This is a genomic window from Pseudomonas sp. SA195 (genome assembly GCF_054131565.1).
Map to the genome: position 1 here is coordinate 4022090 of NZ_CP096392.1, position 12133 is coordinate 4034222.

The window sequence follows — 12133 nt, forward strand, 5'->3', positions numbered from 1 at the left end:
GACAGGTTCACCAGCTTAGCGGCTGCGGGAAGCGGACCTTTAGCCGTGCGCGACTATCCGGGCCGGTCCGGCATATCCAACGGCAGCCCGAGCTGTACGCGGCGGCGCAGCCAGGGGCTAGGACGGTAGCGCGGTTCGTACCCGTAGCAGCGCTGCATGCCTTCGAGAACGGCCAGTATGCGCGCCGGCTCGAAGCGTTCGGCGAACCCGAGCGGCCCCAGCGGATAACCCAAAGCGATCTGCACGGCGCGATCAAGCGTCTGCATGTCGGCGATGCCCTTTTGGGCAATCTCGCAACCCAAGTTGACGATGCTGGCGATGATCCGCTGGCTGACGAAGCCGGGCGAATCGTTGATCACCTCCACCGGCACACCGTCGACGCCCAGCGCCTGGCGCGCCTGCGCTTCGAACCGCGGCTCGAGTGCTGGTTGGCGCATCAGGACACGGCGCTTGTCCAGGTCACTGAAACTGTCCAGCGCCAAGGTTCGCTCGCCCGGCAGACCGAGCCGGGCCACGCACTGGCTCGCGTCTTCACCGAGCGGAGTGATCAAGCAAATCGCATCGCTGGACGGGTCGCGGCCGTTTTCCAGCGCGACCCCAGCCTGCCGCAGCAGGTCGCCGATTCGACCGCGTAGTACCGGGTCGGAGCTGTCGAGCCAAAAAGGGCGATCAAGCACGACCGGTTCATGCTGAGGCTCAGGGCTGCGGATCTGCTGGCCGTTCTCGTAGCGATAGAAGCCTTGCCCCGTCTTTCGCCCGAGCAGCCCGGCGGCGACGCGCTGTGCCGCGAGATACGAGGGCGTATAGCGCGGGTCCTGGTAGAACTGGTCGTGCACCGACTCCATCACCGCGTGCGAAATGTCCAGTCCGGTCAGGTCGAATAGCTCGAAAGGCCCCATGCGAAAGCCCGGCCCGTCGCGCAGGATACGGTCGGTCTGCTCGGGCGTTGCGATGCCCTCGGCGAGGATACGCTGGGCCTCGGTCCCATAAGCGCGCCCTGCGTGGTTGACGAGAAAGCCGGGGGTGTCTGGCGTCACGGCGGGAAAGTGGCCGGCTTGCTCGGCCAATCGCGCCAGGCGATCGATCACGGCGGCGTCGGTACGCTCGCCGCGGACGACCTCGACCAGCTTCATCAGGGGTACCGGATTGAAGAAATGATACCCGGCGACGCGCCCCGGGTGCTGACAGGCACTGGCGATCCGGGTCACCGAGAGCGACGAGGTATTGGTCGCGAGAATTGCATCCTGTGCCACCAAGCCTTCCAGCTCGGCGAACAACTGCTGCTTGACCTCGAGCCTCTCGACGATCGCCTCGATCAACACGTCGCAGCCGGAGAGGTCGGCCAGGCGATACGCCGGCTGCATGCGCTCCATCGCGGCATTCAACGCATCGACGGTCAGCCGGCCTTTCGCCACGCTACGTTCGAGAAGCTCGCGATTGAATTGCAGCGCCTGATCGATCGCCTCGGCGCGGCTGTCGTGAAGCAACACCCGATGGCCGGCGCTCGCGAACAGCTGCGCGATGCCCCGCCCCATCGCGCCGGCACCGATGATGCCTATGCAATGATCCATGTCCACCTCCGGCCGCCTTGTGTTTCGCTTAGCGAAACAACGTTCCACTTGATTTGACCGAGAGACTAAAGACTGCCAGTCTAATCCGCAACCCATCCGCGACGTCCCTCGATGCCCGCACCGATCGACCTTCCCGCCTCGCTGCAAGCTGCCCAGTTGCTGCGCTTGCCCATCTGTCAGTCCACCATGCTCGGACCTGAACTTCCGACATGACCGGACTGCTGCCCTTGGCCCTCGTGCTGGAATTGCTGGGTCTGCTAACCCGCTGGCAACCGCTGAGCGTGGCCAGCGGTGTGTTGCTGGCCGTTTTTTTCCTCTGGCATTGGCGCTCATTGATGCCGTATCCACGTCGGCTTGGTCTGGTCACGCTGGCGTTGCTGGGCTACTGGCTCGCCAGTGGGGCCGCGAATCTTGAGCAGGCGGCGCGGATGCTGGCATCCGCGGCCTATTACGCGGCGTTCATCGGCGCACTTGGCTTGATGCACTGCCTTGTCAGGCGCCTGCATCAGCTCGGGGCGCTGCACCGGCTCTTGCTGTCCGGGCCGCGAGCCTGGCTATACCCGTCATACCTTGCCAGCACCTTCGCGATCAGCTCGATCCTGAGCTTCGGCATGCTCAATCTCGTCTGCGGTTCGCTGGATTCACACCTCAGGCAGGGGGGCTACACCGAGGCGCAACGTCGTGAAGGTCAGCGCGGGGTGATGGTGGCGGCGCTACGGGGTTTCGCCCTGGTCCCGCTGCTGGCGCCGACCAGTGTCGCAGTCGCCATTCTCACCCGTGAATTGCCCGGCCTGAGCTGGAGCATGTTGCTGCCGTTCGGCCTGCTCGGCGGCTTGTGCCTATTGCTGGTCGGCTGGCCTGCAGAGAATCGCCGCTTGCGCCAGATCGCCGAGCAGACGGCGGTTGCGCCTGCAGGCCAGCTGGCGCCGGCAAGGTTCAGCGGGCTGATCATAGGCAGCCTGGCTGGCATCCTGGCGATCGCGGCGCTGGCCGCCACGACCTGGTTGTCAGCGACCCAGGCAGCGATGCTGCTGGTGCCCCTGGCAGTCGTGGTGATCCTGCTCTGGCAAGGCACGGCAGCACGCCCGGTGGCACTCGAAATCCGGGACACGCTGCTCGGCATGCGCAACGAGACCTTCATCTTCGCCAGTTCGGCCCTGCTTGCCGGGCTGGTGGCCGCCGTGTTGCCAGTGCATCACCTGGCCGATCACATCGGGTCAGCACCCTTGGCCCTGTTCGGGCTCGGCGCACTCGGTGCGATCGGGGTCATGGTGCTGGCTCTAGTCGGCGTCGCCCCGATCATTTCCCTCAACCTGTGCGCGGCGCTCTTGGCCCAGCTCGCGAGCCAAGGCATCGCAATCATTCAGCCTGCCGTCGCGCTGCTGTTTGGCTTCTCACTGGCGATGCTGCTGTCGCCCTATGGGCCGTCGGCGCTTCTGCTGGCGCGCCATGCGCAGTTGTCACCATGGCGCATCGCATTTGGCTGGAACGGCCGTTTCGTCCTGGCCGTGCTGACGCCGCTGCTGCTCATCCCGCTGCTGGCTTGAGCATTGGCAGGGCTACATCCAGCCGTGCTCGGCCATCGACAGCGGCTCGCCGTCTCCCACGATGAAATGATCCAACACACGTACATCGACCAGCGCCAGCGCATCGGTCAGCCGCCGAGTCAGATGGCGATCGGCCTGACTCGGCTCGGCGACACCCGAAGGGTGGTTATGCGTCAGGATGACCGCCGCCGCGTTCTGCGCCAGCGCTCGTTTCACCACCTGCCGCGGATAGACACTGGCGCCATCGATGGTGCCGTGAAAGAGCACTTCGAATGCCAACACCCGGTGCTTGGAATCGAGAAAGAGACAGGCAAAGAGCTCATGCGGCTCGTGGCGAAGGCGGGCTTTGAGGTAATCCCGCACGGCCTGCGGGCTTTCCAGTGCGGAATCGCGGCGGATGCGCTCGGCCAGGTGCCGACGGCCCATCTCCAGCACGGCCTGCAGCTGGGCAAACTTGGCTGGCCCCAACCCTAGGTGCTGGCTGAACGCGGCGAGGTCGCTTTCCAACAACGCACGCAGGCTGCCGAACTCGGCAAGCAGGTGCCGGGCGAGGTCTACCGCGCTCTTGCCGGACACGCCAGTCCGTAGAAATATCGCCAACAGTTCGGCGTCGGATAACACCGCCGCCCCCTGTTCAAGCAGCTTTTCCCGCGGGCGTTCCGCCGCAGGCCAGTCCCTTATGCTCATGTCGTCTCCCTGTCGAGCCTGCCCCTCGTCCTGTGGGGGCGCTGTGCTATCTTAGCGGCCTTTTATCGACGGCAACCGGCGCTCGCCGGAACCAGTTCTCACCGTAAAAAGGCAGGCCTATGCAGCGGCTTTATCGGAAACGCATCGTGCTGGGTGTAGGCGGCGGCATTGCGGCCTATAAGAGTGCCGAGCTGGTGCGCCGGCTCCGCGATCACGGCGCCGAGGTACGCGTCGTTATGACCAGCGGGGGCCGCGAATTCATTACCCCGCTGACGCTCCAGGCGCTGTCCGGCCACCCCGTCCACCTTGACCTGCTCGACCCGGCCGCCGAAGCGGCCATGGGCCACATCGAACTGGCACGTTGGGCTGATCTGGTGCTGGTTGCACCGGCCACGGCCGATCTCATGGCACGCCTGGCCCAGGGCGTGGCCAACGACCTGCTCACCACGCTGGTGCTTGCCACCCATGCTCCCGTAGCCCTCGCGCCGGCGATGAACCAGGCGATGTGGGCCGATCCAGCGACCCAGGCCAATCGCACCCTACTGCAGCAACGCGGCATTCGCCTGTTCGGGCCAGCCTCCGGCAGTCAAGCCTGTGGCGATGTCGGCCTCGGCCGCATGCTCGAACCGAACGACCTGGCGCAAGCGGCAGCTGACTGCTTCGAACGTGATCTGCTAACGGGCAGGCACCTGTTGATTACCGCCGGGCCCACCCAGGAAAACATCGACCCGGTGCGCTACATCACCAATCACAGCTCCGGAAAGATGGGCTTCGCGCTGGCCGAGGCGGCTGCGGAGGCTGGCGCACGCGTGACGCTGGTCGCCGGCCCGGTATTCCTGCCTACACCGGATCGGGTCCAGCGCATCGACGTGGTCAGCGCGCGCGACATGCTCGCCGCCTGCGAAGCCGCGATGCCCTGCGATCTGTTCATCGCCGCCGCCGCCGTCGCCGACTATCGGCCGGAAGTGATCGCACCGCACAAACTCAAGAAGGACCCCACCAACGGCGACGGTCTGCTACTGCAAATGGTGCGCAACCCGGACATCCTCGCCACCCTGGCCAGCCGGGATGACCGCCCCTTCAGCGTCGGCTTCGCTGCCGAGACGGAAAATCTGCTCGAATATGCCACGCGAAAGCTGCGTGACAAGAATCTCGACCTGATCGTGGCGAACGACGTGGCCAACCCCAGCATCGGCTTCAACAGCGAAGAAAATGCCGTTACGGTGATCGACCGCCAGCAACACGAAACGCGTTTCAGCCAGGCCAGCAAGGGGCACATTGCCCGCCAGCTGATCGGCTTCATCGCCGACCGCTACCACCAGCACTGAGCGCCAACGACAACGACAACGCTAACGCTAACGCCGCCCCATCGACCTCGAACAGGCCAGACCATGCATAAGCTCCAAGCGAAAGTCCTCGACCCGCGCCTAGGCCGCGACTTCCCTCTGCCCGCGTATGCGACGAGCGGTTCCGCCGGGCTGGACCTGCGCGCCATGCTGCAGCAGGACCACGTAATCGAACCCGGGCAGACCCTGCTGATCCCGACCGGCCTGAGCATCCACATCGGCGACCCAACCCTCGCCGCTCTGGTACTACCGCGCTCGGGGCTGGGTCACAAGCACGGCATCGTGCTCGGCAACCTGGTCGGGCTGATCGATTCGGACTACCAAGGCGAGCTAATGGTGTCGTGCTGGAACCGTGGGCAGACCAGCTTCACCATCGCCGTAGGCGAGCGCATCGCTCAGCTGATGCTGGTGCCGGTGATCCAGGCGCAATTCGAGCTGGTAAGCGAATTCGACAGCAGCGACCGTGGTGCGGGAGGCTTCGGCCACTCCGGCAGTCACTGAGCCCACCTCTCGCCCATTAAGGATGAACCGAGCCCCATGAAACTCTTCAAGCGCTCCGCCAAGGATTCAGGTGTACTCAACCCCACCGAGGCCACCCGCGCGCCCCGCCGCAGCGGCAGCCTCGCACCCTTGATGCCGGGACTGCTGCCCGGGCTGATCGGCCTGGTGGCCGCCGGCGCCCTGCTCTGGTTCGCACAACAAACGAGCCAGAAAGAAGCGGACTACCAGCTGACCCAGGTCTGGGGGCAAAGCCAGGCCTCCGGCCTCGCCCAAGCGCTTCTCCAACTGGCGGCCGACACCCGTGCGGCAGCGAGCGCACCCGAGCTGATACAGGCACTGCGCAGCGACTCGCCTAGCCAGGTTCGCGCGGCTGAGCAGGCGCTTGGTTACCGCGATGGCGTGGTCGACGCCCACCTCAGCTTGCGCGGCCAGGCTCGGCAGGACACAGGCCGCCCGGGCCCCTTGAACTTCGCCGCGCTCGACCTGCTGCAGCGTGCCGAAAGCGGCCAGGCGCCCGCGCCGGAAGCCTTCAAGGTCGGTAATACCTGGTTGCTTTACAGCGCGGTCGCGCTGCGTCCCGATCCGCAGCAGCCGGCCATCGGCTCGCTGCTCTTGGTCACAACCCTTGACCGCTTGCTGGCCACCCTTCCGGCACTTCCCGCCGAGGCAGGCCAATTACGCCTCACCCAGCAATTCGCCAACGCGCCGCTGCAACAACTTGCACAGCGTGGCGGTAGCGGGCGCGAAGACCTGGCAATCAAGCTACCCAGCGGTAACCCGAACTGGACGCTCACGTTCCTGCCTGGCTCGCAGCTGAGTGCCGCCTCGCCATCACCCCTGTTCCTGTTGGCGGCGGCGCTTCTCGCGCTCGGTGGCTTGCTGCTCGGCCTGCAGATGGCGCTCAGCGCGCAACAGCGAAAGCTGCGCGAGGACGTTATCCACTTGGGACAGATGGTGCAGGAACTCTCCAACGGCAAGGCCATCAAAACACCGACCTTGAGCCTGCCGGCGCTCGATGCGCTGGCCAAGAGTCTGGCCCGTCTGCCACCCCGCACCGCCGGAGCGGCACCGGCCAAAGCCCCGGCTGCACCACAGCCCGGCCCCCGGCAAGCCCCATCCACCGAGTACGTCGACCCCTTGTTTCAGGACACCGATATTCTCGACATCGACATTCTCGACGAGGACCAGGACTGGCTTGGCCTCGACACCAAGGAGCGAGAAACCGCAATGAGCGCCCCCAAAGCCCCGCAATTGCCCGCGAGCATTTTCCGCGCCTACGACATCCGTGGCGTCGTCGGCGACACCCTGACCAACGAGGCCGCGTACTGGATCGGTCGCGCCGTCGGTTCCGAGAGCCTGGCCAAGGGCGAACCGAACGTTTCGGTCGGTCGCGACGGTCGCCTCTCCGGTCCGACGCTGGTCGAGCACCTGATTCAGGGCTTGGTGGACAGCGGTTGCACTGTCAGCGATGTCGGCATGGTGCCGACCCCTGTGCTCTATTACGCCGCCAATGTCCTGGCCGGCAAATCCGGCGTCATGCTCACCGGCAGCCACAACCCGCCGGATTACAACGGTTTCAAGATCGTCATCGCCGGCGACACGATCGCCAACGAGCAGATTCAGGCTCTGCGCGAGCGGATCGAGACTGGCAACCTCAGCGAAGGCGTCGGCCAGGCCGAACAGGTCGACGTGCTGCAAAGCTACTTCAAGCGCATTCGTGACGACATCGCGCTGGCCAAACCGATGAAAGTCGTCGTCGACTGCGGCAATGGCGTCGCCGGCGTGATTGCACCGCAATTGATCGAAGCCCTCGACTGCAAGGTCATCCCGCTGTTCTGCGACGTTGACGGGCACTTCCCGAACCACCACCCGGATCCGGGCAAGCTGGAGAATCTTGAAGACCTGATCGCCAAGGTGAAGGCGGAAAATGCCGACCTGGGCCTGGCTTTCGACGGCGACGGTGACCGCGTGGGCGTCGTGACCAACGCCGGGACCGTGGTATTCCCGGATCGCCTGTTGATGCTCTTTGCCAAAGATGTGGTGTCGCGCAATCCGGGCGCCGACATCATCTTCGACGTCAAATGTACCCGCCGCCTGACCCCTCTGATCAGCGGCTACGGTGGTCGCCCGGTCATGTGGAAGACAGGCCACTCGCTGATCAAAAAGAAAATGAAGGAAACCGGCGCATTGCTGGCCGGCGAGATGAGCGGCCATGTGTTTTTCAAGGAGCGCTGGTACGGCTTCGACGACGGCATCTACAGCGCGGTACGCCTACTGGAGATCCTCAGCCAGGACAAGCGCAATGCCGAGCAGGTGTTCGCCTCGTTCCCCAACGACATCTCCACGCCGGAGATCAACATCAAGGTCACCGAGGAAAGCAAGTTCACCATCATCGAGGCCCTGCATCGCGACGCTCACTGGGGCGAGGCGAATATCACCACGCTTGACGGCGTACGGGTCGACTACCCGAAGGGCTGGGGTCTGGTGCGCGCCTCGAACACCACGCCGGTCCTGGTCCTGCGGTTCGAAGCCGAAAGCGAAGAAGAACTCAAGCGCATACAGGAAGTCTTCCGTGCACAGCTTTATACTGTCGCGCCTGATCTCACCCTGCCGTTCTGACCTGCGGAGCCCTGCATGACCCTCAGCCGTGAAGCCGCCACCCAATTCGCTCAGGTTCTGTCCGAAGCGCTGCCCTATATCCGTCGATTCGTCGGCAAGACGCTGGTCATCAAGTACGGCGGCAACGCGATGGAAAGCGAGGAACTGAAGACTGGTTTCGCGCGCGACATCGTGTTGATGAAGGCGGTGGGGATCAATCCAGTGGTGGTGCACGGCGGTGGGCCACAAATCGGTGATCTGCTGAAGCGGCTCAATATCGAAAGTCAATTCATCGACGGCATGCGGGTTACCGACAGCCAGACCATGGATGTGGTGGAGATGGTGCTTGGGGGGCAGGTCAACAAGAGCATTGTCAGCCTGATCAACCAGCACGGCGGCGCAGCCATTGGCTTGACCGGCAAGGATGCCAAGCTCATCCGCGCCAAGAAGCTCAAAGCCACTCGCCAGACACCGGAAATGACCTCACCCGAGATCATCGACATCGGCCAGGTCGGCGAGGTTACCGGCGTCAACACCGAGCTGCTGGAAATGCTGGTGCGCGGCAACTTCATCCCGGTGATTGCGCCCATTGGCGTGGGCCCGGACGGCGAGTCGTACAACATCAACGCTGACCTGGTCGCCGGCAAGGTCGCCGAAGCCTTGAAATCGGAAAAGCTGATGCTGTTGACCAACATTGCCGGGCTGATGGACAAGCAAGGCCAGGTGCTGACTGGCCTGACCACCGCCCAAGTGGACGAGTTGATCGCCGACGGCACCATCTATGGCGGCATGCTGCCAAAGATTCGCTGCGCCCTAGAGGCGGTGCAAGGCGGCGTTCACAGCGCCCACATCATCGACGGCCGCGTACCGAATGCCGTCCTGCTGGAGATTTTCACCGATATCGGCGTCGGGACGCTGATCACCAACCGCAAGCACACGGGTCATTGATCGCTTAAAGAACGTCGCGCAAGAAAAAGCCCGGCTCTCATCGAGAAGCCGGGCTTTTTCTTGCCTGGATAACCACTATCGGGCGTCGCCAAGCAGCTCCGCTACGCGGGCACGTTCTTGGGTGAAGCTCACTTCAGCCTGCTTGCGAGCCTGCCGATAGCGCGCGACGTCTCGCTGCAAGCTGGCCTGCTCTCGGCTCAGGTTATCGATCTGCTTCAGCAATGGATCCGGAACTGGCCGACCAGCGCGCTCGTGGTTGGCAGCCTGGCTCTGCAGGTTGGCCTGCTGGGTGCGCAGCGACTGCAGGTTGCCACGGGTAATGCCGATAACACTGTCGAGCTCCGACAGCTTGCGCGCCTTGGCACGCTCGACATCCTCGACACTGGCATACAGACGCAGTAGCCGCGCATCGGAGCCGGCGCGCTCCTTCGCTTCGAGCATGCGCTTGCGCTCCTGGGCGGTGGGCGCCGGCGGTACCACACGGGTGACCCGGCCCTGATCGTTCAGGACCTCATAGCCCTTCCCAATGAATTGCGGCGGCACGCCGTGACGGTCCAGCACGGTGACGCCCTTATCATCGACATAACGGTAGAGCTCAGCATGCGCCTGGACGGCACCCAGCAAGCTCAACAGCAACACCATCCGGCTCCCTAACTGCATTTTCCGCCTCTTCCGTATTCCACCAGCCCAAGACGGGCCATTGGACACGCCTGCTTGTCGTTGTGGGCTCAGCTTATACAAGCCCATCACAGCGGTGAGCAAGAAGCACACCAACCGTGGCGATAGGAGGCTTCGACTTCTCGCCAGACCTCGGCGACGCTGATCGATACGAGCGCAGCGGCCAACGCAGCTGACCATAATCCGCAACGAAAGCCATCGAAGTGCCACCACACAAACATGCAAAGCGTCACAAAACGTCAGTTGCTGACGAAAGCTGCAGGTCAACTTAGACCCCGGTCACAAACGGCAATCGGGGCTAAATGCCGAAGCGGTCCCGATAGGCTTCTACGGCAGGCAAGTGCTGCTTCAGTTGCACGTCGCCTGCTAGAAACTCAAGCACTTGCGCGAGCGAGACGATGCTCACCACCGGAATACCGTAATCTCGCTCCACTTCCTGGATCGCAGAAAGCTCCCCCTGGCCACGCTCCTGCCGATTGAGCGCGATCAGCACGCCGGCTGCCTTGGCCGATTGATTTTCGATGATCTGCATCACCTCGCGGATCGCAGTGCCCGCAGTAATGACGTCATCGACGATCAGCACGCGACCGTCGAGCGGGGCGCCGACCAAGGTGCCGCCCTCACCATGATCCTTCGCCTCCTTGCGGTTGAAACACCAGGGCACGTCACGTTGATGGTGCTCGGCCAGCGAAATCGCCGTCGCGCTCGCCAAGGGTATCCCCTTGTACGCCGGCCCGAATAGGACGTCGAACTCAATCCCGCTGTCCACCACAGCCGCCGCATAGAATCGGCCCAGTTGCGCCAGGGCGGTCCCGGAATTGAACAAGCCGGCATTGAAAAAATAGGGGCTGGTGCGACCCGATTTCAGGGTGAACTCACCGAAGCGCAGGACACCGCGCTCGATGGCGAAGCGAATGAAATCGCGCTGGTACGCCTGCATGAAGGATATTCCCGGAAGACACTGATTTAGCTAATTGCAAAGAGCTTGGGTTATCATACACGCACGTGTTTTTAGGGGCCATTTATGCGGATCATCAGCGTCAATGTGAATGGTATTCAAGCGGCAGCACAGCGAGGCTTACTCAGCTGGCTGCAAGCGCAGAATGCCGATGTCATCTGTCTGCAGGATACCCGCGCCTCCGTAATCGAACTTGACGACCCGGCCTACCAGCTCGACGGCTATTTTCTCTATGCCGTCGATGCGGAAATTCCGGAACAGGGTGGCGTCGCGCTCTACTCCCGCCTACAACCCAAAGCCGTGATCATGAGCCTCGGCTTCGAAACCGCCGACCGCTACGGCCGTTATCTACAGGCCGACTTCGACAAGGTCAGCATCGCCAGCCTACTGCTGCCTAGCGGTCGCGGCGGCGACGAAGAGCTGAACCAAAAATTCAAGTTCATGGACGATTTCGCCCATTACCTCGACAAACAACGGCGCAAGCGCCGCGAATATATTTATTGCGGATCGCTTTATGTGGCCCACCAAAAGCTCGACGTGAAGAACTGGCGCGATTGCCAGCAGGCGACAGGCTTTCTCGCGCCGGAACGGGCCTGGCTCGACGAAATCTTTGGCAACATGGGATACATCGATGCGTTGCGGGAGGTTTCCCGCGAAGGCGATCTGTATAGCTGGTGGCCAGACACCGAACAGGCCCAGATGCTCAACCTCGGCTGGCGCTTCGACTACCAGATCCTCACCTCCGGCATGCGCCGCTTCGTGCGCAACGCTCGCCTGCCTCGCCAGCCGCGTTTCTCCCAGCATGCACCGCTGGTAGTCGACTATGACTGGACGCTGAGTCTTTGACCTTTCGTTGAACGCAGCTTAGCCAGCCCGAGCCTGGGCAAACCAGGCAACGGGCCAACATCAGCCCCTGGCTCACGGCTACTTAACGATTCGCCAGCAGAATGGATAGCGGTACGGCTTGCCTTCATTGGCGCGGATGCCGGCGATCACCACCAGCACCAGCGCCACGACGCTTATCAGCGCCATCAGCGGGAACCCGATCAGGATCCACGCCAATACGCCGCATACCATCAGCAGGATGCTGAAGGTGATCTGGAAGTTGAGCGCCTCCTTGCCCTGCTCGTCGACGAATGGGTCCATATCCTTCTTAAGTTGCCAGACGATCAGCGGGCCCAGCACGTTGCCAATCATCGGCACCAGGAACCAGCAGAACGACGAGTAGTGACAGAACATGGCCCACTGCCGCGCCTTAGGCGACGGCAACGGCATCAACTCCTGATCGGACATGGCAAT

At 63.2% G+C, this 12133-nt stretch carries 11 protein-coding genes; 6 read left to right on the forward strand and 5 right to left on the reverse strand.

What is annotated here, in order from left to right; translation table 11 throughout:
* Positions 1-53: 53 nt before the first annotated feature.
* On the reverse strand, positions 54-1571 hold the full coding sequence (locus M1D78_RS18835; RefSeq protein WP_437421486.1) for a 3-hydroxyacyl-CoA dehydrogenase: 1518 nt from the start codon (positions 1569-1571) through the stop codon (positions 54-56).
* 209 nt (positions 1572-1780) lie between these two features.
* On the opposite strand from M1D78_RS18835, the gene M1D78_RS18840 reads away from it, so the two are divergent.
* A complete protein-coding gene (locus tag M1D78_RS18840; RefSeq protein ID WP_437421487.1) occupies positions 1781-3118 on the forward strand; it encodes a hypothetical protein in 1338 nt (445 codons plus the stop codon).
* A gap of 12 nt (positions 3119-3130) precedes the next feature.
* Here M1D78_RS18840 and radC read toward each other — a convergent pair whose 3' ends face one another.
* Positions 3131-3805, reverse strand: coding sequence for a RadC family protein (radC, locus tag M1D78_RS18845; protein ID WP_437421488.1), 675 nt, complete (start codon positions 3803-3805; stop codon positions 3131-3133).
* Between the two features lie 119 nt (positions 3806-3924).
* Here radC and coaBC point away from each other — a divergent pair, with 119 nt between their 5' ends.
* The 4 genes from coaBC (at position 3925) to argB (ending at position 9198) form a co-directional block, all read left to right on the forward strand.
* The gene (gene coaBC, locus M1D78_RS18850; RefSeq protein WP_437421489.1) at positions 3925-5133 is read left to right on the forward strand and encodes a bifunctional phosphopantothenoylcysteine decarboxylase/phosphopantothenate--cysteine ligase CoaBC; all 1209 of its coding nucleotides are present in this window, start codon (positions 3925-3927) and stop codon (positions 5131-5133) included.
* A gap of 63 nt (positions 5134-5196) precedes the next feature.
* Positions 5197-5652 carry a dUTP diphosphatase gene (gene dut / locus M1D78_RS18855; RefSeq protein ID WP_437421490.1) on the forward strand — a complete coding sequence of 152 codons (456 nt, stop codon included), beginning with the start codon at positions 5197-5199 and terminating at the stop codon, positions 5650-5652.
* 1227 nt (positions 5653-6879) lie between these two features.
* Complete coding sequence (gene algC, locus M1D78_RS18860) at positions 6880-8271, forward strand: phosphomannomutase/phosphoglucomutase (RefSeq protein WP_437421975.1); 1392 nt, start codon at positions 6880-6882, stop codon at positions 8269-8271.
* 15 nt (positions 8272-8286) lie between these two features.
* Positions 8287-9198: an acetylglutamate kinase gene (gene argB, locus M1D78_RS18865; protein WP_437421491.1), complete on the forward strand. Its 912-nt coding sequence runs from the start codon at positions 8287-8289 to the stop codon at positions 9196-9198.
* A 75-nt stretch (positions 9199-9273) separates the two neighbouring features.
* Here argB and M1D78_RS18870 read toward each other — a convergent pair whose 3' ends face one another.
* Together M1D78_RS18870 and pyrE are read right to left on the reverse strand one after the other, a co-directional pair.
* Positions 9274-9858: a DUF4124 domain-containing protein gene (locus M1D78_RS18870; protein WP_437421492.1), complete on the reverse strand. Its 585-nt coding sequence runs from the start codon at positions 9856-9858 to the stop codon at positions 9274-9276.
* Between the two features lie 316 nt (positions 9859-10174).
* On the reverse strand, positions 10175-10816 hold the full coding sequence (gene pyrE / locus M1D78_RS18875; RefSeq protein WP_437421493.1) for an orotate phosphoribosyltransferase: 642 nt from the start codon (positions 10814-10816) through the stop codon (positions 10175-10177).
* Between the two features lie 84 nt (positions 10817-10900).
* Between pyrE and M1D78_RS18880 the strand changes: the two genes are divergently transcribed.
* Positions 10901-11680 carry an exodeoxyribonuclease III gene (locus M1D78_RS18880; protein WP_437421494.1) on the forward strand — a complete coding sequence of 260 codons (780 nt, stop codon included), beginning with the start codon at positions 10901-10903 and terminating at the stop codon, positions 11678-11680.
* 78 nt (positions 11681-11758) lie between these two features.
* Here the strand turns inward: M1D78_RS18880 and M1D78_RS18885 are convergent, their stop codons facing one another.
* Positions 11759-12127, reverse strand: coding sequence for a DUF4870 domain-containing protein (locus tag M1D78_RS18885; protein ID WP_437421495.1), 369 nt, complete (start codon positions 12125-12127; stop codon positions 11759-11761).
* Positions 12128-12133: the final 6 nt, after the last annotated feature.